The sequence below is a fragment of the Terasakiella sp. SH-1 genome, from assembly GCF_004564135.1.
Classification (GTDB): domain Bacteria; phylum Pseudomonadota; class Alphaproteobacteria; order Rhodospirillales; family Terasakiellaceae; genus Terasakiella.
In genome coordinates, this window is record NZ_CP038255.1 from 112,615 (window position 1) to 136,184 (window position 23,570).

Genomic DNA, 23,570 nt, shown 5'->3' on the forward strand with positions numbered 1-23,570 from the left:
TCTGTATGAATGATGTAACTGGAAATACGCAAAATAATACGACTGGCTTAAATTTCCGCGATCTTTCTTTTTTGATTGTGGATAAGGATCGCCGCGCAGCCACGGTATTGCGCACCATTTTGCGGAACTTTTATGCCCGTGATATTGATTTTGCGCCCAGTACCATTCAGGCATATGCCCATTTACATGAAAAACATACAGATATCATTCTGGTTGAAAGTGATTTGGGCGGGGATGATACGGGTTTTGATCTGGTTAAGAAAATTCGAGCCTCTTCTTTTGAAGATTACCAGCATATCCCGATTATCATGATGACGGCGGACGCCAGTGAAAAAAATGTCAGCATGGCACGTGATATTGGTGTGAATGAATTTATGGTTAAGCCGGTTTCACCAAAAGAAACCTTTGACCATATCTCATCGGTTATCACCCATCCGCGTCCCTTCATCGAAGTTGAAAACTATGCCGGCCCGGATCGCAGGCGCAAAAAGGAATTTTTTGAGCAAGAACGCCGCAAAGAGAACCTTCAAAAGCAGGCACGCGAAGAGTCTGAAACCCTTGCTGAGACTCAGGTTGAGACTCAAGGTTAACTCTTTTTTAATCCCAAAATGGCACAATAAACTCGATCAGGAGACTCTGTGCGATTCTAGAATCGGATAGGTCTGTTGGGCAAGTTTAATGAACGCGTAAGACTGTGATGAGGCTTAGAATGGCTTTGTCCAGGGTAATGCGCATGTGTAAGGATTATGGTCTGATGCCAAATGTATACCACCTACAGAATTTAGGGATGGGCTCATCGGAATGGAATGCGTGGCGTGAATCCGAAAAAGGGATGACCCCGGACCTGTCCAATGCGGAGATCAGAGCAGTTAATCTGGCTCGCATTGACCTACAGGGCGCTGTCCTGACCAAAGCCAACCTTAAACGAACCAACCTGAACGGGGCCAATCTTTCAGGCGCCAATATGGCCGGATCCAACATGGAAGGGATCAACTTGGCCGGGGCCAACCTGGAAAGGGCCAACTGTGCAGGGGCTTACTTAATGAAAGCCAACTTGTCTGGCTGTAAGTTACGCTGGACCAACCTGTCAGGGGCTGCTCTTGTGGGCAAAACCAATATGACGGGGGCGGATTTAACCGGGGCGAACCTTTGTGGGGCGCGTTTGACCGGGGTTAATTTGTCCGGTGCAAATTTAACCCGTGCGAATTTGGCAGGGGCGGATTTCCGCGATGCTGATTTGACCGGGGCAAATTTTGAAAATACCGATACCAGCGGTGCCTTTTTTGGTGGGGCCGATCTTCGTGGGACGTTATTGGAACATTCCATTGATTTATACCTGCCAGAAGAAGACGAACCAGAGGAAATGATGGAGATGGGGCCTGTGCCACAACCGCAAGCCCAGCCCTATCCTTATCCTCAGCAGCCGCAACCTCAGCCACAGCCGCAGCCCATGCAAACGGCAACGGTTGAGCCTTTCCCGCAGCCACAGCCCGCACCGCAGCCCATGCCGGAACCGATTATGGAACCGGAACCTGTGGTACAGGTGGCACCCGAACCCGTCATGGAACCCGTGATGGAGCCGGAACCAATTCCTGAACCCGAGCCCGAGCCCATTCCAGAGCCTGAACCCATTGTTCAGCTTGCCCCGGAACCTGAGCCCGAGCCGGAACCTATGCCCGCACCCGCACCAGTGCAGGAAGTGATTGAACCTGAAAAGCCAGATGATGATGCCTATCAGGTTTATGAAACAAAGGATTTTGCGATCCTGACCCTGTGCTTACCGGGCTTTAGCGAGAAAAAACATGGGGAGGAAGAGGACCTTCTCGGACTGTTGCGTCGTTATAACCAGTATTTTATGGATGGCAGTGATCAAAAAGGGGTACCTATGGCAACCCGTGGAGATGCATTCTACGGTGCCTTTGAAAACCCTAATACGGCGATCACTTGTGCACGTGGGTATCTCAATATCCTGCGTGACATGAAAACCGATGCCTATGTAGGCATCAACTGGGGCAATGCGACCTCAACCGGGGAAGCCGGGTCTGAAATTAAGGATTTGATTATTTCCTCAATTTCACCCATGGCGCGGCTTATGCCTGTGGCTAATCCGGGGGAAGTTTTGATTTTGGATGAATTGTTTAATCGACCGGAAATCAGAACTGAAAGGTTTGAATTCACCAAAGTATCCCGGCGCTGGATGAAAGCCAGTGTCAAGGCAGACGGACCCACCATTGAGGTGCTCTGTTACGCTGTTAAGGAACGGGCTGAATAAGACAAGCCAATGAAGAGGGCTCCTGAGAAATCAGGGGCCTTTTTTCATGGCTTCAAGAAAGCACGAACGTGATAGCGTTTTGTATAAGGCGCAGCTTGACTCAGTTTCAAAATAATTAAAAAGGTGCATGTAAAGCAATTAAAGGTGGTTCGATTTCTACGTTAATCGGTGCAATTTATCTTTTTGGGTAAAAAAGTATATTTCAGAGGTATAATATAAGGCCGTATGCGCAAGCTCTTATGCTAATTATTAGTATCATTATAATATAATGAAGTAAAAGAGGGAATCTACGTAGTTGACAGTGCAAGTAAGTCGCAATACGATGCGAAAATTGAATACCTACATATGTATTCAATAGGGGAAACTGCTTAAAGTTTGGAAGGTAAGATATGGCGACTTTAGCAAATCTGGGAAAAGGCCAGCGGGCCTATATCAATCAAATCGGGGGCGATTCAACTCTGAAGCGTAAGCTCTTGTCTATGGGGATTGTCAAAGGCGTTGAAGTGTCTTTGTCTCACACGGCCCCATTGGGTGATCCACGCATCTATTCTTTGCTGGGTTATGATCTGTCTCTTCGCAATGACGAAGCGGCCAATATCACCGTTGACAGCACAAAGCCTTAATCAAGGCATTCGGAGTTACATTTCGTGAACACACAAACCAAGACCTTGACGGTTGCCTTGGCGGGGAACCCGAACTGTGGTAAAACGACCCTGTTGAATAAACTGACAGGCTCTCATAAAGGCGTGGGTAACTATGCCCGTGTGACAATTGACAAACAGGGCAGCAAGCTGACCCATAAAGGCTGGACGATCAATGTGATTGATCTGCCGGGGATTTATTCTTTAAGCTCCCAGTCCCCGGAAGAAATCGTTGGCCGTGATTTTATTCAGGACGAACAGCCGGATCTCATCCTGAACGTTCTGGATGCAACAAACATTCAGCGTAGCCTGTTTTTGTCCACCCAATTGATTGAAATGGGTGTGCCGCGCATTTACGACATCAACATGATTGATGAAGCCAATGCCAAGGATATCTCTTTTGACACCCTCGCGCTGGCTGAAATCCTCGGCAGCCCGGTGGTGGAGACAGAAGCGCGCAAAGGTTTTGGTTTTGAACTGCTGCTCGACACCATTGTTGAGATGGCGGAAAAAGGTCTGCCCAAAGACAGCATTAACATCAAATATGACAGCCACCTTGAAGAAGCCATCGTTGATGTACAGAAAATCATTTCTGACCTTCACCCTGGGGAGATGAATGAACATCAGACCCGTTGGTTGGCAATCAAGCTGATGGAAGGCGATGATGACCTGCTTAAACGTGAAGCAGAACATGCAGAACTGATTGAAGCGGTTGATGCCAAACGTGCAGAGATCGAACGCACCCATGGTGAAAGCACGGAAGTGATGTTTGCACAAGGGCGTTACGGTTTCATCAACGGTGTTGTTCAAGAAGCGGTGACTTTGCCTGCAACGTCTGAACAATCTTCAAGCCTGACACAAAAACTGGATCACATCTTCTTGCATCGTTTCCTCGGCCTGCCGATTTTCCTTGGCCTGATTTGGGCCATGTTTGAAGCAACCTTTACATTGGGGACTTACCCGATGGACTGGATTGATGGCCTGATGGGTGATTTCACCGATGTTGTTGCAGGCGCCATGAGCGAAGGCTTGCTGCGTGACCTGATGGTTGACGGTATCTTGGCCGGGGTTGGGGGCACGATCATCTTCCTGCCCAACATTGTGATCCTGTTCTTCTTTATGGCTGTGTTCAGCGAAACCGGTTATCTCGCCCGTTCTGCCTTTTTGGTGGATCGCACCATGCATGCCTTTGGTCTGCACGGGAAAGCCATGATCCCGCTGGTGATGGGCTTTGGCTGTAACGTTCCCGCCATTATGGCGTGTCGCACGATCGAAAGCCCGCGTGCACGCCTGATCGCCATTTTGGTGAACCCGTTCATGGCTTGTACAGCGCGTCTTCCGGTTTTCGTACTGTTTGCCGGGGCCTTCTTTGCCGATGTCGCAGGGACCATGGTTTTTGCCATGTATATGCTGAGTATCGTTGTGGCCATGCTGTCGTCGATCTTCTTATCTAAATTTATTATCAAAGGGCAAAACGAGTCCTTTGTTATGGAATTGCCGCCGTTCCGCGTACCCACATTCAGCGGCATTTTCTTCCATATGTTTGAAAAGGCCATGGGCTTTATCAAGAAAGTTGGTGGTATCATCCTTGTTGGTTCGATCATCATCTGGATCTTGCAAGCCTTCCCGCAGAATGTTGAATATTCTCAGGATTTTGAAGCGAACATCGAAGCGCTTCAGGCCCAGCCGGAAACAGAGGCTCGTAACGAGCAGATTACAGCCTTGTCACGCCAGCAGACGCTGGAAACAATGGAAAAAAGCTATCTGGGTCAAATCGGTGTAGCCGTAACCCCCGTGTTTGAGCCGCTTGGCTTTAACTGGAAAGACACCGTTGCGATCCTGACTGGCGTTGTTGCCAAAGAGGTTGTGGTTGCCACATATGCCGTGCTTTACGGTCAGGATGAGGAATCTACTGAAGAATCCGTCTCCCTTCGTGAAGCCATGACGGGCATTATGACGCCGCTTGTTGCCTTTACCTTCATGGTCTTTGCGCTTCTTTATGCGCCGTGCTTCAGCACATTGGCGGTGATCAAGCGTGAAGCCGGTGGCTGGAAATGGGTAGGCTTCTCTGTTGCCTTCTCCGTTACCGTTGCCTGGTCTTTGGCTTTCGTTATTTCGATTATCGGGAATATATTGATCTGATAATTAGACAGGCTTAAAAAAGGATCGTCGTGTGATTATTTACACCTCGATCCTTTTTTTGCTAATATCGCTTAAATTGAGACTTATTCTCATATCAAAAGGTAGTGACAATGGAAGCTTTAATCCTCACCATCATTTTTGCCGTCTGTGTTTTTCTGGCGATGCGTCATATCCGCACCAAGTTTAATCCCAGTGATGGCTGTGGCAGTGGTTGCGGGGGCTGTAGCTCTCAGCCGACCTGCAGCACGACTGAAAAAAAATAATCAAGAAGATCAAAAATGGACCTGCTTGGTAATACGCTTCACCTCTATCTAGAGGCTGCACCCTGGTTGTTATTCGGCCTGATTATGGCCGGTGTGATCAAAGCCTGGATGTCTGAAAAGGCCGTGCAAAAATATGTCGGCGGGCGGGGTATTGGGTCCATTTTCGGCGCAGCCTTGTTTGGGGCGCCTTTACCTTTATGTTCTTGTGGGGTGTTACCCGCAGCCGTCGGTATGCGCCGTGCAGGCGGCTCGCGCCCCGCCACGCTGTCTTTCTTGATCTCTACTCCGGAAACCGGGGTTGATTCTGTGGCCGTATCCTACGCTTTGCTGGGGCCGTTCATGGCAATTGTGCGCCCGATTGCTGCGGTAAGCAGCGCGGTCTTTACCGGGCTTTTGTCTTTGTTCCTTCCCGAAGAAGATCAAAAGCCTACGCCAGCCGCAGCACCATCGAGCTGCTGTACCAGCACCTGTTGCGGGTCTTCCAAGCCTGTTGAGCCGAAAAAGCCCAATGCCTTTGTCAAAACCTATGACGGAATTGCGTATGCACTCAGCGATATTCTGGATGATATCGCCCTGTGGCTTGGCATCGGCTTGCTGATTGCCGGTGTTGTCACCACCTATGTACCGGAACAGGCGCTGGTGGAATGGGGCAGCGGCCCGCTGGCCATGTTGGTCATGCTGGTGGTTGGAATTCCCATGTATATTTGCGCTACAGCTTCCACCCCTTTGGCAGCCAGTTTTTTGTTGGCGGGTGTGTCGCCCGGCGCCGTGATGGTCTTTTTACTGGCTGGTCCGGCAACCAACATGGCAACCATTGCGGTTGTACGCAACGAAATGGGCACCCGCACCATGTGGGTGTATCTGACAGGTGTGTGCGTTTCCAGTCTTGCCATTGGCTTTATCGTCAACCAATTGGTGAACCTGTGGGCCATTGATATTCAGGCTGAACTTGCAGCCAGTGCCCATGTTCTACCCGCCGGAATGGAAGAGGCGTGCGGTATTTTGCTGGCCTTGCTGTTTGTGAAACGCATCCCTGCCATTGTCAGTGCGAAGCTGGCCCCGAGTAACGGCTGACCCTTATCCCCACGGCCTGCGTTCTGTGTCGTTTAAGCGATAAAGCGGCAGGCGCGACAGGGTTAAAATCAGGAAAAACGCCACATCGACTTCCTGATCATCCAAGGCATGATGGATTTGCTTGCGCAAGGCCGCATCCAGATTATCCCCATACGTTTGGCTGAGTGTTGCCAGATAATCCTGCGGTGTGGTTGTGCGCCACAGGCTGGCCCCGCTTTTGCGTTCATCTGCGGTGGATTTGGTGGGGTCCGTATGGTCGCGCAGGGCGTCGATAATACGGTTAATGAAGATGTCGTAATCGTTGTTTTGGTCCAGATGCATGTCGCTTTTCCTTTTTAAAACTCCATCTCTGGTCACCAGAGTTTTTTCTGGTGACCGGGAGTTTAGCAACATGCTGTTAGACATGCGGACCTATTTCCCGAGGGTGTTATATTCAGCCCACTCCCGACCATAGGAAAAGCCTTGCATGCCGTTTTACAGACACACAAAGACCGCCCAGTCGGGGGCAGTAAACCGCTAACAGAACGTTGCTAAACGTCATCTTCACCATAAGGTGAAAAACCGTGGGGAACAAGGGGGGATTGGAAAAAGGTCCAAACCATCTGTCGTCATCCCGGATTTATTCCGGGACAATCCCGATGGGCCAGAGATTGCCTTTCCAAGGTTGTCGCGCAACAGGTGCGCGATGACGGGGATGAGGCGCGTCATCCCCAGCTTGACTGGGGATCTTTGTCCGTCATCAAAAAGGTCCCCGCATCCGCGAGGACGACAGGTGGGGGATGGGGGGGATGATCGGGCAACAAAAAACCGCCAGCAGACTGTTCTGAACTGGCGGTGTTTCGTGTGTGGGTTTTTCAGCTTTTAGGACATGGCCTTAAAAGGGCTGGAGGTGGATTTTACCGTGCGCGGGCCGTTTTTGGCAGAACCATCGGCATAGAATTCTTTATCCAGTTGCAGGGCCAATGTTTTGAGCGGCGCATCATTAAAGGCTGTTTTGGTCAGGTCGCCTTCTTTACACAGGGCCAGAGCATTTTCCACATCCTGGGCTGATTTTAAGACTTTGGCGATATCAGCGCGGACCAGTTCGGATTTCACACTCAGGTCGGCCAATGGCTTCACCCCATTTTTCGACGCGGCAATTTGTTGGGATAAAACGGTAAGGAAGACATTTTTTTCCCCCACGCTATAGGCACTCATCAAGCCTTGGACCAGTTGCAGGCTTTCTGTTTTGGGATGGCCGTTACCGTCCAGCAGGTTCACCAGCAAGCGGGTGGCGGAGACGTTGGTGTCGTTGAGGATAATGTCAAACATGCCCAGCAGGGTGGTTTGCTGGGTGATCGCCTTAAGCGGATCATTTTCCAGTTCTTCTTGTGCGCGTTTGGCGCGTTCATCGCGTTCTGTTTCCAGTTGCACCAGCATGGAAAGTTTATGTTCTATGGACCCCAGATCAGCATGATGGCTGTTCAGGGCCGAAGCAAAGGCACGGTGCATTTCCCCGTTTTCGATCAGCGCTTGTTGATTGGCTGTGCCGCTTTGGGAGATTTTCCCAAGCAGGTCTGACATGGCGGACAGGGCTTCGCTCTCTTTAACCTGATCGGATTTCAGTTGGGAAAATTCGTCTGATTGCGCTTTGGAGTGCAGGGCCAGCTTTTCGACCAGTTCTTTATTTTTTTGCAGGATGTCCTGATAAAAAGACAATCCGACCACAACAACAAACAGCAGGAAAGGTGGGAAGATAAAGGCAGATAAGACCCCGGCAACTTCATGGGGCAGGAGGTAGAAGAAGTTCCCCCAGCCCATGTAAACCGAAATGTAGCTTGCCCAAACGAATGTCCAAATCAGAGAAGGGACGATAAAACCCGTTTGAAAGGCTTTGCCTTGAAGAAGATGCTTGATCATGTCGATTTACCCTCACGCATGAAAAGCGCGACCCAAATTCGCGCTATAACCCTTTTCTAGACTTTATGCAATTACGCAGGGCAGTGCAATATTAAGAGGCGGATTTTATTCACTTTTCGCACTGTTTTGAAGGACATCACGAATTTTCATATCCTCTTCCATAATGTGGTGCAAAATCCATTCTTTTAAATAAGCGGTGAGCTTATTGGCAAAAGGTTCCAGATCCTCTTCATCCAGTAAAAGATATTCATCCATCAGCTCTTCAATTTTTACAAGGAAGGTGCGATGCTCTTTAATATGAAGGGCAAATTCAGGATAGCCTGCCTGATGCATGGTTTTTTCTTCAAAAGAAAAATGTTCCTGCGTGTAATCAGACAGATTATTCAGTGTGTCTGTAATTTCTTGCGTACTGAGCTTTTGCGAAAGATGGTCGTGAAGCGTATTAATCCACCCACAAAGTTGCCGATGTTGTTCATCAATGACTTGTACGCCCAGTAGATATTCGTCTGTGAGTTGAATAAACACCTTATACCTCAATGGGTTGTGATCATCTGTGAGGGTAGAATAGGCAGTCTGTTTTGTTTAAGTCAAGTCTGGCTATCAAAGGTTGGGCAAGCTATTGTAAGGGGGCATTGAGATGAAATGGGAAAGAATTTAAGATGGCTCTTTGGCAAAGTCAGCTGATTACAAAGACTTCTGAGGAAATCACACACGCGCAATATTATATGAACAATAGTTCAGATATTGCTGTCTGGTTTGTATTTTTTTTCCTGATTGCCCTGTTTGTTGCCTTGGGATATGCGGTGCATCGTTTTTTGCCCCCTTCTGTTTCACCGAAACCTGAAGAAGAAATTGAAACAGATATCAGCGAGGAAATAGAGGAGGAGGGGCCTTTGGTGCAGCCTCCCAAAATATCATTTGGGCATGTCTGTGTTCCTGAGGGTGCAATGAGTGTGACATGGGTGAATTTGGCCGGAGAAAGCTGTGCGGCGGTTGTGAAAAATATTACGACCAAAGAAGTAATTTTTGATGCGCCGAATTTTAATGGCGATACAATAAAGGAAATCACCGTCTCTCTCACTAAGCACCGCTTCATTGTTGAAGAGGCACATGTGCGCGATAGTGACGGGGATCAGGTAGTAATTGCTTTGGAACGATTTCAGGATAATGAAAACAGCTGGATGGCCTGGATCGAACTGCAAACACGCATTGACGGGGTATGATAATGCTTTCTGCGACTTATGCTTTTTGGACTTTTTTCGGAACGGCCGTTTTGATTCAGGCCGTTGATGAAAAACATAATATTACCGTGCGCCGTAAGGTGAAGGATAAAAAGAAACCGGACCTTTTACAAAAACAGGGGGCGCAAGGTGCGGCGCAAGCTTTTCAACCGATGACTGAAAAAGAGCGCGAGATGCTTAAGCAGGTGCAGGCCATGGAAAATGACCTGAATACCTATCGTGAACAAAAGCTGACAGAAATGAATGGGGCCTTGGAAGAACAAAAGAAAAGGGCGCTGGCCGAAGTCATGGACTGGTCGGTTGAAGAGAAAAAACGCCTCGAAGAACGCTTTAATCAGGACTATCAAAGCGCATTGGCGGGGATGCGCAATGAGGTGGTGCGTCAGATTGATGATGAGTTTGAACAAATCATTGTACATTTTGAAGAAATGGCTGTTGAAGACAAAACCATGGCGCAAAACCAGATTCGTGAATTTCTGGAGAAAAAGAAGAAAAAGCTTGTTTCCAGTCTTGGTTGAGAATGCGTTTTATCGAAAAAGATAAAAACCCCTAAGATTGGTGAGGTTTTAAAGGGGCGAAAAACACCGGAAAACTGCGGAAAACACCAGTGTTAATAATGACTTGCAACTGGCTTTTTGGGCTTTTTAAACTTGCTTAAAAGTGAATGCTTATGTATGTTAGGTGCAAATAAACATCTAGATTTATCGGGGGTACCTGAATGTTATTACTTAAAGCGGAACAAGCGAGATCAGTTCCTGCACTTGTTGGCAAGACATGGAAAGTCGGTGAAGTCACCAAAGCTGGTGGCGGCGCAAAAGGCTTGACCAACTGGCTGGTGTTGCACCCAGCAGGCTCTGGTGCGGGTTCCAAAACTGTTATGGTTAAAGTGACTGGTGCGGGCCAGCAATTGCCGTCTTTGGTGGGTAAGACTTTTACATTCGGTAAGTCTCCGGTTCTGGGCAACGCTGGCATGAAGTACATGGCGCTCTATCCGGCCAAGGCTGGTTCAGCAGCCGCTGGTGCTGCGGCAGCAGGTACAAAAGGTACGGTTGCGGTTAAGCTGGCAAACACAAAAGCAGCAGCTCAGCTGCAAGCGTTCCAAGGTAAAGCTTTCGTAATCGGTAAAGCGCCGGTTATGGGCAATAACCTTGCAAATAACATGCTGGTGCTTGAACCTCTTAAAGGTGCGGGTGTTAAGACTGGTGCGGCGGCTGCGGCCAAAGGTGGTGCGGCAGCGAGCAAAGGTTTGATGATCGGTAAGACGACAATCGGTTCTGCCGGTGTTGTAACAAAAGGCGCGGCTGCGGCAGCCCCAGTTGCGATTATCGGTGCAGATGCGGCTGGTAATGCAGCAGCAACAACTGTTGCCAAAACGGCTGCGACAAAAGCGGTTGCGACAAAAGCAGTAGCAACCAAAGCGGCAGCAGCGACAGCAGGTAAAGCAGCAGCTGGTAAGGCTGCGGCAGCTTCTGCGGGTGCGGCAGCGGCCGGTACAGCAGCAAGCGGTACAATTTGGACTGGTACAGGTCTGAGCCTTGGTCTCGGCCTCGGTCTTGGTGCGTTGGGTCCGGTTTTGTTGACAGCAGCGGCTGCAACAGGCGGGTACTTCCTGTACAAGCGTAATAAAGACGCCGAAGAGTGTGAAGCGGAAGAGTTGGATGCCACAGAAGCATTGATCAACCCGCCAGCACCAAGCGGTAATGTGGCTCCGGCCTAAATCTAGGGGAAAAAAAGGAATTTAGCGGATGGTTGCGATGAATGGTGGTAATGCAGCAGCTTGTGTGGCAGGTGCCGGTGCTGGTAAAGGCACTGGTGCTGCTAAAGCTGGTGCTGCGGGCGCTGCACGTCGTGAAATGGAACGCGAAGGTATGCGTAATGCAGGCGGTAAAGCCGGTGCAAAAGGCATGGCTGGCAAAGGTGCAGGTGCCAAAGGTGGTGCTGCGCAGGCCGCTCGCGGTGAAATGGAACGCGAAGGCATGCGTAATGCTGGCGGCAAGGCTGCGGGCAAAGGCATGGCTGCAAAAGGTGGCGCTGCGAAAGGTGCTGCCGGTAAAGGTGTAGCGGCAAACGGCGGTAAGGCTATGGCGGCCAAGGCAACAGCTAATGGTGCTGGTGCAACGGGTAAAGCTGCTGCAGCGACAACGGCAAAAGCTGGTGCAACCAAAGCAGCTACGGCGAAGGCGGCTGCGGCAACAACAGGCAAAGCGGCAGCAACGAAGGCTGCTTCTGGCACTGGGGCTGCTGCGGCGACAGCCAAAACTGTTGGTTTTGGTCTGGGGCTGAGCTTCTGGGCACCGGTTGCGGTTGCAGCTATTGGTGCTCTGGCGGTCTATGGTTATATGCGCAAGAAAAATGCGGGTATCGACCAGTCTGAAACAGACGCTGAAATTCAAGAGGCACTCAGCTAAGGGTAGGCTGAGTTTTGGGGGCTGGCCGTTTATTTTGGCGGCCAGTCGGAAGTAATATTTTAAGGAACCAATGGATATGGTTATGTCAACAGTTCAAAGTAATGGTGGGATGAAGTCTCGCATCATGGCAGCGATGAGCTATCTCGGTATTTTGTGCTTTGTACCTCTGTTTTCTAACAAAGATGACGAGTTTGTCTATTTTCACGCGAAACAGGGCCTGGTTATTTGGGTCTGGGGCGTTCTGGCTGTCTTTGCACTGCACCTGCCGGGTCTTGGCAAGTGGTTCTTCAGTGTGTCTGCCATGGCAATCGTCATGTTTTCTCTGATCGGTTTTGTATCTGTGATGCTGAACCGCGCATGGAAGCTTCCGTTTATTTATGGTGTTTCTACAAAGATTTAAATCTTGGTGAAGACCTGAATAACACAAGTCGCTTCAGCTGTTTTTTATCGGCTGTAGCGACTTTTTAATGTAAGAAAAACGAATCGACTAAAGAAAATTATGTCAGATCACTCTTTCGAACGAGAACAACGTAACGCCTTATATTTCCTGTCGGCGATCTGCATGGTCTTTATGACTTTGGCAATTGCTGTTCAGCCGTTGTTCTTGCGCAATGTTCTGGATATTTCTTTTGAAACAGCCGGTGCGGTAAATGCCAGCGTACAGGTTGTGACAGAGATCCTCGATCTCGCCTTGATCTTCTATCTGGGCTATTTGTCGGATCGTTTTGGCCGGGTGCCGATTGCCACAATCGGCTTCCTTGTTGCCGCCCTTGGTGCCTTGCTGGCACCTGCCAGTGCCCAAATCGGTGTCTGGACAGGGATCGGCGGTCTGGCATTCTATTATATCATGCGCATCATCATGTCCCTGGGCACAGGCGCGGTCTGGCCGCAAATCTCTGCTTTGGCAGGGGATGGGACAGATTTTGATAATCGTCCTCGCTTTATGGCGAATATGGCCTTTATGATGGCCTTGGGGGGAACCCTCGTTTACGCCATCTTGATGCAGATGCCACAATATACAGGCTATATCGTTGTCATGGTTTTGACCGCAGGGGTGGCTTTGATCGGGGCCTATGTTTCGCATCGTTGTCTGGTCGATATCGCGCCCAAGCTGGAAAAGAAAGCATTTCCGTGGAAGCGTATTCTTGAGCATCTCAAAAAAGATGATCGCCTGCGTCTGAGCTTTGCCAGTGCCTTTTTTGCCCGTGCTGACATGGTGTTCATCGGGCTGTTCCTGATGATGTGGTTTATCTACTTTGCCGATCTGGTGAAAATCGAACAGGAAGTGGCCGCTGCGGAAGCTGGTTCTCTCATCGGTCTGGTCGGTATTGTGGTTCTGGTTTCCCTTCCGGCATGGGGACGTGCCATTGAGGTCATGGGTCGTGTGAAAACCCTGGCTCTTGGTATGGCCTTTTCCGGTGTTGGATTCGTTGGGTTGGGCTTCATCGTCAATCCGTTTGAGTGGGAAATTGTCCCGTTTTTGGTTTTAGCTGCCTTGGGCCAGGCTGGCTGCCTTGTGGCGCCGCAGGTTCTGACCATTGATTTGACGCCAAAGGATATTCGCGGTTCCATGCTGGGCATGTTCAACGTGGTTGGCGGCATCGGTATTGTGATTTTTGTTCAGATTGGCGGCTTCCTATTTGACCATATTGGACCCCATGCCCCGTTTGTGCTAATCGGTGTGGCGAACTTCGCTGTTGTGACTTATGGCATTTGGGTGTTGCGCGGTGATGGAACGGACGAACAGATTTGTGAAGACACGCTGGAAGATGGGGAAGACATCAACAAGGTGTTTGAACAGTAAGAAATTTTGATCGCAAATTGACGATCAGCATTTTTTTGCAAAGTTTCTTCTTTTATTTATGAAGGAAGAAACAAAATGAGAGGATGACAATTAATGCCTGTCGTGATTTTTGGCCTGGTGGCCATTTCATTGGGTCTTTGGGCGATGGCTGCCTGGTGGTGGTCTGTAACCGAGCTAATGCGTGGCTTGGTGCCTATCATTCTCGTTATTTTGGGTATTGTCGCTGTTGCAGCTGGCCTGTCCAAAGTACGTGAAGACAAACCTGTCGATGACGAAGACCTACTTAACGGTGAAGGATAATTCACAGTGGAAGATCAAAAAGTATTATTGGATCTGGAAGACGAACTGGAAGACAACGTTCCAGAATATTGCAGCCTTGAAATCCGCAAATACCTTCTGTTTGTCGGTTTGATCGCTGCCATGATCCTTGTTGGTACCTTCTGGTATATCAACTATTACAAAGAAGGCATCGGTGTTGAAACCGCTGCTGTGGCACTGGGCAATGACACTGCTGTGACTGAAACGTCAAAGCAGTTTGCCCAGCCCACGGGTCCCAAGGCGCAGCTGGTGAACTGGTTCCCGCGCCAACCGGGTGGGGCTGCACCGGGCTTTGGTGTGTCTGTTCCTTCTATGGGGAACCCGCTGATCCCGGCTGCAATGCCGATGGGTCAAGCTGGTATGCCGGTTGCTATGCCTGTGGCGATGCCAGGTGGCAAGAAAGCACCTAAGGCGCTCAAGGGTGGTTTTGCCTCTGTTGCTGATGTGATCCACGATAGTGTGGTCAATATTTCAGCTGTTCGTGGGGTCGGTCCACAAGCACCACAAAATAAGCCTAATCCGGCTATGGGTAATATTTTCAGTAATCCGTTTTCCGGGCGTTCTTTTGAGAATATCGGTTCCGGCGTAATTGTGCGCGACGACGGATACATTGTAACGAACTATCACATCATCCGGGACGCTGGTTCCGTCACCGTAAATGTCTTTACGGGTGATTTGACAGATCGTTATCCTGCAACCGTTATCAAGCTCGATGAAGTGCTTGATTTGGCGTTGCTGAAAATCGAACCGAAAAAACCACTGACAGCAGGTATTCTGGCCAACAGTGATCTGGTCAAGGTTGCCGATGAGGTGATCGCTGTGGGCAGCCCCTTTGGTCTCAGCCAAACGGTCAGCCGTGGCATTATCTCTGCCAAGCGTAAATCATTGACCATTGAAAATATTACGCACGCGAACCTGTTGCAGACAGATGCGGCCATTAACCAGGGGAACTCCGGTGGCCCGCTTGTCGGTGCAATGGGTCAGGTCGTCGGGATTAATACGGCGATCTATACGCCAACAGGCTCTTTTGCCGGGATTGGTTTTGCTGTTCCCAGTAATCAGGTTCGTACTTTCTTGCTCGAACAAATCAATGGCCTGCCGACACGCGTTAAAAAACCGATGATGCAGACTGTGGCGATGCCGCAAGGGGGCGCGATGGCACCGCCGATTGCAGCCAATGCCAAGCCGCCGCATACGGATGGCCGTGAAATGATGGATTGTCAGACTTGTCACCAGATCACAGGTGGTGGTGTTGCGGCACAGACTGTGGCTTTGACCAAGCGTCAGATGCGTCAAGGCCCACCGATTGCAGCCAATGCCAAAAGCCCGCATGGCGATGAGCGTGATCAAATGAACTGTGCCATGTGTCACCAGATTAATGGGGGCCCGAAAACCGCAAATGGTAAGCGTCCGGGCATGCAGGTTGTGGCTTTGACCAAACGTCAGATGCGCCAAGGCCCGCCGATTGCACCGAATGCACGTAACCCGCATAATGATGAACGTGCGCAGATGAATTGTGCCATGTGTCACCAATTCACAGGCAACGGCCAGCAAGCCGCAGCAGGTGGTCAGCCTGCCATGCAAGCTGTGGCCTTGACCAAACGTCAGATGCGTCAAGGTCCCCCGATTGCGGCCAATGCGCGTAACCCGCATAATGATGAACGTGCCAAGATGAATTGTGCGATGTGTCACCAGATCAATGGCGGTGGACAGCCCGCAGGTCGTCCGGTTGCCATGACACAGCCCACTGGGGCACCGCCAATTCCGGCCAATGCCAAGCCACCCCATACAGATGGGCGTGAGACCATGAACTGTGCAACTTGTCACCAGATCATTGGGGCAGGTGGAGCAACGCCAGCGGCTTTTAACTATTCCTTTGCAGGTCCGAACAAATCCTTCGGCCTGAATGTAGCAGCCCCGCAATTCGGTGGTATGACAAAGGAAATGAATAAAGCTACATTGCCGGCCCGCGATTTTTTTATCCAGGGCGCTAGTGTTCTGCCAATCGATTCACCGTTGGTGCAGCACAATGGTCCCAGTCCGGGGCGAGGCGTCTTTGTAAATAAAGTTATGCCAAATTCACCAGCGGATATGGCTGGGATTAAAATCAGTGACATTATCCTGCGTGTGGATGGGCGTCGTGTGAATTCTCCGTTAGAGATGACGCAAGCGATGGACAAAATCCTTGTCGGGGATCCGGTGCGTTTGACGGTGATGCATAAAGGGCGTCGTGCTGATCTTGAATTGATCAAGAAAAAAGCTCCAACCCTGAAAGATATGCAGACCATGCAGCAAGCTGCGGTTCAGCAAAAGCCGAACACACCAACCTTGCGCAAAAAAGCACAGGCACAGATCAAACAACCTGTTCCGACAGAATTTAACTGGCGTGGCATTGAGGTTGAAAACTTCCGCCGTCCCACCCCGGCAGACTCTCCGATGGGTAAACAACCCGGTGGGGCCATTGTGGGGGATGTGACACGGGGCTCCCCTGCTGAACGTGCGGGGGTCATGCGCAATGATGTGATTCTTGAGGTCAATGCCCGTTCTGCCAAAAATGCGAAGAAATTCAATAAAGCGATTAAAAAAGCGCGAGAAGAGCGTATGATCGTTTTGAGAATTGATCGTGCAGGCCAAGAAAAGTTCCTTGTGTTGCGCTGATCAGCGTTAAACCATAAGCGAGCAGTTGGGATTTAGTCATGGCAAACGATCCGAAAGATCAGAAAGAGGCCCCTGAACAGGAGCAGTTTGATATGTTGGCAGGCAGTGAGCCGGAGCCAAAGCCCAAAGCTGCGCCTAAGAAGCCTCCGGCAAAGAAAACTGCCGAGGTAAGGGACGAGCCGAAAGAGGATTCTGAAACGGAAAGCAAGCCTGCATCTCCAAAAGCGCCGACAAAGCCCAAGGCAACGCCGCGTAAAACGGCAACGGCGACCAAGGCAGCTGCCAAAAAGGTTGAAGATGATAAAGCTGCGCAAGATAAGCCAGCGGCGAAGAAAGCGACAACAAGATCGACTGTAAAACCACAAGCAACTTCAAAAAAAGAAGAAGAGGCTGAGGTCGTCGAAAAAAAGTCTGCTGCCAAAAAAGAAACTGCGAAGACGCCAACAAAGGCAAGGACAGCCTCTTCAACAGTGAAGTCTACAACGACAAAGAAAACAACCAAAACCACAACAACTAAGGCGAAGCCAAAACCAAAGGCCGAGCCTGTTGAGGAAAAGAAAGAAGCTGTTGTTGAAGAAAAAAAGCCTGAACCTATTTCACCGCTTTTGATGGATGCCTTTAATGTCTCGCCTTGGGCCGGGGCACTCATGGGGCAGGGTGCACAGCCCATTATTCAGCCTGATGAAATTATCAAGGTGCCGGAAGCTGAACTGATTGTGGAAGAAAAGCCGCAAATTACACCTGAGACCCCCCCCGCAGATCCGGTCAATTCTGTTAGTGCAGAACCTATTCATGTGGAAACTGTCAAGGCCCCTGTTGCAGAAGAAAAAACGGTTGAAAAACAGCCTGAGCCCACAAAAGTTGAAGCCAAGGCCGAAGAAAATAAACCGGAAAAAACAGTAGAGCCTGCAAAAGTACAAGAACCAGCCAAGCCTGTGTTCAAAAATGCCAGTGGCGCAACAATTGATTCGCCCTGGAAGACGTTCAACAATGAACCTGCACAGCAAACCAGTGACAGCGAAACCATTACCTATAAGGCACACGCTAAACCAGTAGAGCCTGCTGTTGTCATTCGCAGTTCGACAACGCCAATACCTGCGCCTGCTCAGTCTTCTCCCCCTATGGAACCTGTAGCAACAGTCAAACGCCGCCTTAAACGTGGTGAACGTAAGGCCATGCGGGCTGAAAATATTGAACATTGGCTACATGAAAATGGGGATGGTGAGATTCCAACACGAACCCCTTCGCAGCCAACTGTAGGGGCTAAACAGCCAGCAGCCCCCGTTGAAAAAACGTCTGAGCCTGCACAAAAGCCGAAAGCATCAATTCCATGGCGTGAACCAGAAGCGGTTATTCCGCCAGAACTGGCCAAGGTGCAGATTGAACAGGCAGCTGCCAAGCCGCGTGTATCAAAACGTAAAAAGCCGACAGCGTGGGATGGGAATCCGGCGACAGAAACAAAACGATTATCTGAACGTCTGGCAGAAGAACAGCCGGAAAGACAGCCGCAGGATATCGCGGTTGAAGGTATGGCTATCGGTATTATCAATGCCCTTGGTGATGGGGTGGAGGCTGTTGTCGATACGGCAAAAGGGGCTGTGGCCTCAATCGGGGAGCAGCCGACACGTCATTTGGATAAGGATGAAGTCTTAGTTGAAAACATTGCCCGAGGCACGGTTGATGCCTTGGGAAGTGGGGTGGAAGCCATTGTGGATGCAGGCACCTGTGCGGTCAAAGGGATCGGCATGGGGATTGATTGCGGCGTGCAATCTGTGAAAGGCGGCGTAACCCGGATAAAAAATGCCGGAAGCGGTGCTGCACACGGTTTTGTGGATGGAATCAAAAAGCCTACATCTTCAAAGGATTGAGTCTGAATTATGTTAGACAAAAAAGGGTCTAACTGGTATCAAACATGGGGGTCCGGCCCAGCGTCGGATTTCTGAAAAAATAGGAACTGTATAATGGTCACTAAAGCAACAGAAACACAACAAGAAGCTGAGAAAACAGAAACAACTGACTCAGCTGAAAAAACAGCGACTACGCCAAAAGCGGCTGACAAACCGGCTGCGGCAAAAGCTGAACCTGCGGAAGATAAATCTGTTGAAACAAAGACTGAAGCAGCTCCAAAGAAAGCTTCTGAAACTGAAGCTGAGAATGCAGATGCACCCAATGGTCAGGAAATCCCGGTTGAGGATCTGGTCAACGGTGTGATCAATGTTCTTGGTGACGGTCTGGAAGCGATCATCAATTCAAGTTCATCTGCGCGTCAGAATGTTCTCCCTCATGCCAAAAGCAGCTTCAATGAAATGGTAAGCGGTGTGAAGGATGGCTTTACTGATCTGCGTGGATATGTAAATGACAAGCTCTCTTCCAATAAAGATGCTTCTGTTGAGGAAGAAATCGACGCTGCTGTTAGTGGGGATAACAAAGCGGACGAAAAGGCAGAGAGCGCTCCGCAAAGTTAACAGGTTTATTAAAGGTTTGAACATATGAGCAGTACACAAGACAGCTGGAACACTGGCAACGACACAACAAATGCAGGCGGTGAAAATGAACCACTGCTGATCGGCTTTGATTTCGGCACTTCTTATACTGCGGTGATGTCAAACCGTGGGCATCAGCAGGTTTTCCGTTCTGTTGTGGGTTATCCCAAAGATATGATCGGGGTAAAATTGCTGGGTGAACCTTATGTGGTGGGCGATGCAGCCTTTGAAAAACGTTCTTTCGTTGATCTGCGCAGCCCGCTGAAAGACGGTGTTCTGCGTGAATATGTGGAACGCGATATGGAAGTCGCGCGTGATTTCGTTGACCATACCATCAATGCCATTGCCAAAGAGGGCGATGAAGTTGCTGTGATTGTGGGTGTTCCAGCACGTGCGTCAAACACCAACAAGGACCTGATGGTTCAGGTCTTTGAAGATTTTGTTGATACGGTTCAGGTGATTTCTGAACCGTTCCTCGTGGCTTATGGTCGTGGTTCGCTGGTGAACAGCCTGGTCATTGATATCGGGGCAGGGACTGTTGACATCTGTGCGCTTAAAGGCGCCATGCCGGGTCAAAAATCCCAGATTACGATTAATAAGGCCGGTAATTTTATTGACGAACAGATCGAAGCCTTGATCATGCAGGCCCACCCGGAAGTTCAGATGAATATCCATATGGCTCAAGCCATTAAGGAAAAACATGGTTTTGTCGGTACGGCTGCGGAACCCGCCATGGCTGAATTGCGTGTAGAAGGTAAACCGGCACAGTTCGATATTACCCGCGAAGTCAGCGCGGCGTGCGAAATGATCGTTCCGGGTATCATCGAAGGTGTGGAAAAACTGATCCAGACCTGTTCACCAGAAGATCAGGCCACCATGTTGAATAATATCTTCCTGGCTGGCGGCGGCTCGCGCATTGGCGGTCTGGACAAGATGATTGCAGAACGTCTGGTTAGCTTTGGCGATGTGCAGGTGTCCCGCGTTTCTGATCCCACCTATGCTGTGGCGTCCGGTGCGTTGAAACTGGCACAAGAGCTGCCACCGCAATATTGGGACCAATTGGGCAGCGTGACAGACAACTAAGTCTGAGCTGTCTTACAGGTCATTTGGAGAATAGAACGTGGCAAAACTGATCATATATTTGATCTTGGCGATTGCTATCTTGTTATTTGCGCTGCAAAACAATGTGCCGGTGGTGATTGATTTGATCTTTTTGCCCCCTGTGCAGATGCCGATGATTTTGGTCCTTGCTCTGGCCTTTTTCAGTGGCTTCATTGCGGCACTCTTTAGTGTGGCGCGCATAACAATGAAAAAGAAAAACCGGGAACAGATCGAATATCATCCCAAATGAGATGATGTTTGCTTTGTTTCCAAATGACCTTTGAGACGACTTTAAAGACTTAGGATTTTAGGGAATGAAATACGATAAATGCGGTAAGTGCATAAAAACCATTGGCTGGGTCGGCTTGGTGGTCAATACCGTGCTGACTTTTCTCAAGGCTTTTGTCGGGCTGGTTTCCGGTTCCCACGCCCTCTTGGCCGATTCCCTGTATTCCTTTAAAGATGTGGTCAGCTCTCTTCTCGTCATTGTCGGCGGCAAGGTGTCTGAACAGACGTTGGATAAGGAACACCCGTACGGCCACGGCAAGATCGAATTTGTCCTCTCCCTCTTTGTCAGTGTGGTCTTTCTCGTCGTCACCGGCTTCTTGCTGGTTTACGCCATCTCCATGCTGTTTGGCGATAATATCCACGAAGCCCCGCACCTAATCGCGCTTTGGACCGCTGTGCTTTGTGCGGTTGTCAATGTGGTCATGTATGCCTATTCCAAATGTGCGGCTAATGAGAGCAACAGCCCGCTAATCAAGACCCTGTCCAAACATCATCACGCCGATGCCTTTTCTTCAAGCGCGGTTGCGGTGGGGATCGTTGGGGCACATTACCTCAATATGCCCTGGATTGATACGGGTGTGGCTGTGGTGGAAACCCTGCACCTGATGCATTTGGGCGGCCATGTCTTTAAAGATTCTGTCATGGGCCTGATGGACCGTCAGATCGACATGCCGAAACGCAAAATCCTCACCAATCTGGTGCTGGGTGTGGAAGGTGTGAAGCAGCTCAAAGAAATGCGCACACGCTATATCGGTCAGAACATCTCTGCGGAAATCACCATCGGGGTGGATGAAAACTGCACCGTCGATGAGGCCACGGCCATTGCCGATAAGGTGAAAGACACCATTGTCCATACGGTGGCACGCATTGGCGCGATTCAGGTCAAGGCTGAAGCACAAGGCAGCAAGGAAAGCACGGCTGCTGAAGAAGCCGCAGATGCCATGAGCTTGCTGGATGAGGGTCCCGCACCGCAAGGTGGAACGGCTTAAAAAGCCAAGTAGTGAATAGACGAAATTAAAGTGACAACCAACAGGTTGAGAAAGACATGAGCGAGAAAGAAAACGTAAAGAAACTGGCCTTTTGGGGCGATCGGGGATTTTGCGCAAGTCCGTGGCAAGGTTTGGCCATTGGCTTTACGGCTCTGGTCTTCTTGACCTTTGCCTGGGGCTTTGTCGTTCTGGATGGCTTTAAGGAAGACGATCATTTTGATCGTTTCCACGATCTTTCCATCCCTGAATTCCTCTTCCGTGATGCTGCGGGTGCCCCGCAAGCCATTGCCGATGCCTTGGCACCGGGGATTGTCGGGATCAGTGGTTCTCAACCCAATATGCCGATGATGGCGTCTGGTTCTATCGTGAGTGCTGAAGGCCATGTACTGACGGTTCTTCATCCGTTGAAAAACCTTGATCAGCTTTATGTCCATGTACGCACGGTTGAAGGCATTACACCCTTTAAGGCCGAAGTGATTGAGACCAATGCCAATCATAATCTGGCCTTGTTGAAGATTACATCGCCAGAACGTTTTCAATATTTCACGCTGGCAAATACCTCAAACCTGAAGGTCAAAACAACAGTTGTTGCCTTGGGCCAAACCCGCAATGGCAATATCGTTATTAACCAAGGCCAAGTGCAGACGCTGGATACATCCTTGAAAGTCAATGGTCGCCCGATGAAAGCATTGGCGGCGACCGACGCGGTCTTTTCCTGGCAGCAAACAGGTGGCCCGCTGGTCAATACCCGTGGTGAAATTGTCGGTGTCAACGTTGCCTTTAAGGGGCCAAACGGTGTTGTTGATGGCTTCATGATCCCCAGCTATGTGGTCATGACCCATTTTGGAAATATTGCGAAATTCAAGGTGGGCCAAGACGTTGTGGTTCCGGTGATGTGGAAACCTAAATCCCAAGTCGGTAATAACGCCCAAGTGACTGCCCCACCGATGTGGCAGATTACAGCAACACCGAACCCGCAAGTTCAAACGTTGAACCCGAGCCAAACCACGTCTAACACCTTTGGCATGAATGTGGTTGCCAATGGGGTGAACCACGCCATGACCGATCTGGAGCATCTGGGCGGCACGCGTATTTTGGGTTTTCCGCTGAAAGATATTATCGGCTTGGCCCTCTTGGGTCTGGGGGCTGGCTTGATCAGCGGGATGATGACTATGGGCGGCGGCATCTTGCATGTGGCCGGGATGATGATTGTCTTTGGTTATGGGATTTACCTCATTCGTCCGGTGGCTTATCTGACCAACTTGTTTATCTTCGGGGCCGCAGCACAGCGTAACCTGAAATCCGGTCTCGTCATGTGGGATACGGTGAAAAAGCTCCTGCCTTGGGCGGTAATTGGTATGGTTGGCGGTTACTTTATCGGTAACTATATCGGGGATGGTGGCATTGCCTTCTTGCTCGGTGCCTTCGCTGCGATTATGACCCTGAAGGGCTTGCATGAAATTTTTGTCCCTGTTCAGGAAAATATTCTGGTCAAAACAGGTGATGATAAAGAAGATAAAAACGTCATTCATGAAGGTATTGATGATGACGATTATATCGACGAGCTTCTGGCCGAAGAAAAAGACAAGCCGAAGATCGGGTCCTGGGCACTGGATATCAAGGATGTCTTGCTTGGTCTGCCCATCGGTTTGATCAGTGGTATTCTGGGTATTTCCGGTGGTGTTCTGGCCGTTCCGCTGCAACGCTTCTTTAAAGGCCAAGCCATTCAAAACGCCATTGCCAACAGCTCCATCGTTGTCTTCTGGGCCTCGGCCATGGGGGCATTGGTTGCCTTTATCCACGGCACGAGCGCGGGCCTGATTGATTGGGAAACACCGCTGATCATGACCATGATCATGGTGCCGGGTGCCTTTGCTGGTGGTGCGTTGGGTGCACGTTTGATGAAGGTTCTGCCTTCCATCTTCCTGAAATGGTTCTACACCATCATCATGGCGGCCATCGCGGTTCGTATCCTCTTCTTAAGCTAAG

General features: G+C 49.9%; 23 protein-coding genes. 20 read left to right on the forward strand and 3 right to left on the reverse strand.

The genetic code is table 11. The annotated features are described in order from the left end of the window. Positions 1-5: 5 nt before the first annotated feature. From E4K71_RS00575 to E4K71_RS00600, 6 genes are all read left to right on the forward strand, one after another. Entirely contained in the window at positions 6-590 is a 585-nt protein-coding gene (locus tag E4K71_RS00575) for a response regulator (protein ID WP_135075020.1), read from the forward strand. Positions 591-754: 164 nt separating this feature from the next. Then, positions 755-2,272: a pentapeptide repeat-containing protein gene (locus E4K71_RS00580; protein ID WP_167730162.1), complete on the forward strand. Its 1,518-nt coding sequence runs from the start codon at positions 755-757 to the stop codon at positions 2,270-2,272. A 389-nt stretch (positions 2,273-2,661) separates the two neighbouring features. Further along, complete coding sequence (locus tag E4K71_RS00585; RefSeq protein WP_135075026.1) at positions 2,662-2,895, forward strand: ferrous iron transport protein A; 234 nt, start codon at positions 2,662-2,664, stop codon at positions 2,893-2,895. 24 nt (positions 2,896-2,919) lie between these two features. After that, positions 2,920-5,055, forward strand: a complete 2,136-nt coding sequence (gene feoB, locus E4K71_RS00590; protein ID WP_240796853.1) for a ferrous iron transport protein B — start codon at positions 2,920-2,922, stop codon at positions 5,053-5,055. A 110-nt stretch (positions 5,056-5,165) separates the two neighbouring features. Then, the gene (locus tag E4K71_RS00595) at positions 5,166-5,318 is read left to right on the forward strand and encodes a FeoB-associated Cys-rich membrane protein (protein ID WP_135075029.1); all 153 of its coding nucleotides are present in this window, start codon (positions 5,166-5,168) and stop codon (positions 5,316-5,318) included. Positions 5,319-5,333: 15 nt separating this feature from the next. Then, positions 5,334-6,392, forward strand: a complete 1,059-nt coding sequence (locus E4K71_RS00600; RefSeq protein WP_135075032.1) for an SO_0444 family Cu/Zn efflux transporter — start codon at positions 5,334-5,336, stop codon at positions 6,390-6,392. Positions 6,393-6,395: 3 nt separating this feature from the next. On the opposite strand, the gene E4K71_RS00605 is transcribed toward E4K71_RS00600, so the two are convergent. The 3 genes from E4K71_RS00605 to E4K71_RS00615 form a co-directional block, all read right to left on the reverse strand. Beyond that, positions 6,396-6,713 (reverse strand): hypothetical protein, encoded by a 318-nt coding sequence (locus E4K71_RS00605; protein WP_135075034.1) that lies wholly within the window; start codon positions 6,711-6,713, stop codon positions 6,396-6,398. A gap of 540 nt (positions 6,714-7,253) precedes the next feature. Next, on the reverse strand, positions 7,254-8,291 hold the full coding sequence (locus E4K71_RS00610) for a hypothetical protein (RefSeq protein WP_135075036.1): 1,038 nt from the start codon (positions 8,289-8,291) through the stop codon (positions 7,254-7,256). A gap of 105 nt (positions 8,292-8,396) precedes the next feature. After that, on the reverse strand, positions 8,397-8,816 hold the full coding sequence (locus tag E4K71_RS00615) for a bacteriohemerythrin (RefSeq protein WP_167730165.1): 420 nt from the start codon (positions 8,814-8,816) through the stop codon (positions 8,397-8,399). A 134-nt stretch (positions 8,817-8,950) separates the two neighbouring features. Here E4K71_RS00615 and E4K71_RS00620 point away from each other — a divergent pair, with 134 nt between their 5' ends. The 14 genes from E4K71_RS00620 (at position 8,951) to E4K71_RS00685 (ending at position 23,569) form a co-directional block, all read left to right on the forward strand. Beyond that, positions 8,951-9,514 (forward strand): hypothetical protein, encoded by a 564-nt coding sequence (locus E4K71_RS00620; RefSeq protein WP_135075040.1) that lies wholly within the window; start codon positions 8,951-8,953, stop codon positions 9,512-9,514. A gap of 2 nt (positions 9,515-9,516) precedes the next feature. Next, positions 9,517-10,050, forward strand: coding sequence for a hypothetical protein (locus tag E4K71_RS00625; protein WP_135075043.1), 534 nt, complete (start codon positions 9,517-9,519; stop codon positions 10,048-10,050). Between the two features lie 200 nt (positions 10,051-10,250). Next, positions 10,251-11,249: a magnetosome protein MamD gene (mamD, locus tag E4K71_RS00630; RefSeq protein ID WP_135075046.1), complete on the forward strand. Its 999-nt coding sequence runs from the start codon at positions 10,251-10,253 to the stop codon at positions 11,247-11,249. A gap of 28 nt (positions 11,250-11,277) precedes the next feature. Further along, positions 11,278-11,940, forward strand: a complete 663-nt coding sequence (locus tag E4K71_RS00635) for a hypothetical protein (RefSeq protein WP_206201929.1) — start codon at positions 11,278-11,280, stop codon at positions 11,938-11,940. A gap of 82 nt (positions 11,941-12,022) precedes the next feature. After that, the gene (locus E4K71_RS00640) at positions 12,023-12,340 is read left to right on the forward strand and encodes a hypothetical protein (protein ID WP_240796854.1); all 318 of its coding nucleotides are present in this window, start codon (positions 12,023-12,025) and stop codon (positions 12,338-12,340) included. 99 nt (positions 12,341-12,439) lie between these two features. Beyond that, positions 12,440-13,744, forward strand: a complete 1,305-nt coding sequence (gene mamH, locus E4K71_RS00645) for a magnetosome biogenesis transporter MamH (RefSeq protein WP_135075052.1) — start codon at positions 12,440-12,442, stop codon at positions 13,742-13,744. Between the two features lie 93 nt (positions 13,745-13,837). Beyond that, positions 13,838-14,044: a magnetosome protein MamI gene (gene mamI, locus E4K71_RS00650; protein ID WP_135075055.1), complete on the forward strand. Its 207-nt coding sequence runs from the start codon at positions 13,838-13,840 to the stop codon at positions 14,042-14,044. Between the two features lie 6 nt (positions 14,045-14,050). After that, positions 14,051-16,720, forward strand: a complete 2,670-nt coding sequence (locus tag E4K71_RS00655) for a magnetochrome domain-containing protein (RefSeq protein ID WP_135075058.1) — start codon at positions 14,051-14,053, stop codon at positions 16,718-16,720. Positions 16,721-16,758: 38 nt separating this feature from the next. After that, positions 16,759-18,588 (forward strand): hypothetical protein, encoded by a 1,830-nt coding sequence (locus E4K71_RS00660; protein WP_135075061.1) that lies wholly within the window; start codon positions 16,759-16,761, stop codon positions 18,586-18,588. Between the two features lie 93 nt (positions 18,589-18,681). After that, positions 18,682-19,185, forward strand: coding sequence for a hypothetical protein (locus E4K71_RS00665; protein WP_135075064.1), 504 nt, complete (start codon positions 18,682-18,684; stop codon positions 19,183-19,185). Positions 19,186-19,209: 24 nt separating this feature from the next. Continuing rightward, positions 19,210-20,286: a MamK family actin-like protein gene (gene mamK, locus E4K71_RS00670; RefSeq protein WP_135075067.1), complete on the forward strand. Its 1,077-nt coding sequence runs from the start codon at positions 19,210-19,212 to the stop codon at positions 20,284-20,286. Between the two features lie 37 nt (positions 20,287-20,323). Beyond that, positions 20,324-20,554 (forward strand): LapA family protein, encoded by a 231-nt coding sequence (locus E4K71_RS00675; RefSeq protein WP_135075070.1) that lies wholly within the window; start codon positions 20,324-20,326, stop codon positions 20,552-20,554. Between the two features lie 64 nt (positions 20,555-20,618). Further along, positions 20,619-21,581, forward strand: coding sequence for a magnetosome biogenesis CDF transporter MamM (gene mamM, locus E4K71_RS00680; protein ID WP_135075073.1), 963 nt, complete (start codon positions 20,619-20,621; stop codon positions 21,579-21,581). A 56-nt stretch (positions 21,582-21,637) separates the two neighbouring features. After that, positions 21,638-23,569 carry a TSUP family transporter gene (locus tag E4K71_RS00685; protein ID WP_135075076.1) on the forward strand — a complete coding sequence of 644 codons (1,932 nt, stop codon included), beginning with the start codon at positions 21,638-21,640 and terminating at the stop codon, positions 23,567-23,569. The last annotated feature ends 1 nt before the right edge of the window (position 23,570 follow it).

Bases quoted from the DNA above. Each gene is read 5' to 3' on its own strand.
- E4K71_RS00575 (WP_135075020.1), top strand. From the start codon at position 6: ATGAATGATGTAACTGGAAATACGCAAAATAATACGACTGGCTTAAAT.
- E4K71_RS00580 (WP_167730162.1), top strand. From the start codon at position 755: ATGCCAAATGTATACCACCTACAGAATTTAGGGATGGGCTCATCGGAA.
- E4K71_RS00585 (WP_135075026.1), top strand. From the start codon at position 2,662: ATGGCGACTTTAGCAAATCTGGGAAAAGGCCAGCGGGCCTATATCAAT.
- E4K71_RS00595 (WP_135075029.1), top strand. From the start codon at position 5,166: ATGGAAGCTTTAATCCTCACCATCATTTTTGCCGTCTGTGTTTTTCTG.
- E4K71_RS00600 (WP_135075032.1), top strand. From the start codon at position 5,334: ATGGACCTGCTTGGTAATACGCTTCACCTCTATCTAGAGGCTGCACCC.
- E4K71_RS00605 (WP_135075034.1), bottom strand. From the start codon at position 6,713: ATGCATCTGGACCAAAACAACGATTACGACATCTTCATTAACCGTATT.
- E4K71_RS00610 (WP_135075036.1), bottom strand. From the start codon at position 8,291: ATGATCAAGCATCTTCTTCAAGGCAAAGCCTTTCAAACGGGTTTTATC.
- E4K71_RS00620 (WP_135075040.1), top strand. From the start codon at position 8,951: ATGGCTCTTTGGCAAAGTCAGCTGATTACAAAGACTTCTGAGGAAATC.
- E4K71_RS00625 (WP_135075043.1), top strand. From the start codon at position 9,517: ATGCTTTCTGCGACTTATGCTTTTTGGACTTTTTTCGGAACGGCCGTT.
- mamD (WP_135075046.1), top strand. From the start codon at position 10,251: ATGTTATTACTTAAAGCGGAACAAGCGAGATCAGTTCCTGCACTTGTT.
- E4K71_RS00635 (WP_206201929.1), top strand. From the start codon at position 11,278: ATGGTTGCGATGAATGGTGGTAATGCAGCAGCTTGTGTGGCAGGTGCC.
- E4K71_RS00640 (WP_240796854.1), top strand. From the start codon at position 12,023: ATGTCAACAGTTCAAAGTAATGGTGGGATGAAGTCTCGCATCATGGCA.
- mamH (WP_135075052.1), top strand. From the start codon at position 12,440: ATGTCAGATCACTCTTTCGAACGAGAACAACGTAACGCCTTATATTTC.
- mamI (WP_135075055.1), top strand. From the start codon at position 13,838: ATGCCTGTCGTGATTTTTGGCCTGGTGGCCATTTCATTGGGTCTTTGG.
- E4K71_RS00660 (WP_135075061.1), top strand. From the start codon at position 16,759: ATGGCAAACGATCCGAAAGATCAGAAAGAGGCCCCTGAACAGGAGCAG.
- E4K71_RS00665 (WP_135075064.1), top strand. From the start codon at position 18,682: ATGGTCACTAAAGCAACAGAAACACAACAAGAAGCTGAGAAAACAGAA.
- mamK (WP_135075067.1), top strand. From the start codon at position 19,210: ATGAGCAGTACACAAGACAGCTGGAACACTGGCAACGACACAACAAAT.
- mamM (WP_135075073.1), top strand. From the start codon at position 20,619: ATGAAATACGATAAATGCGGTAAGTGCATAAAAACCATTGGCTGGGTC.
- E4K71_RS00685 (WP_135075076.1), top strand. From the start codon at position 21,638: ATGAGCGAGAAAGAAAACGTAAAGAAACTGGCCTTTTGGGGCGATCGG.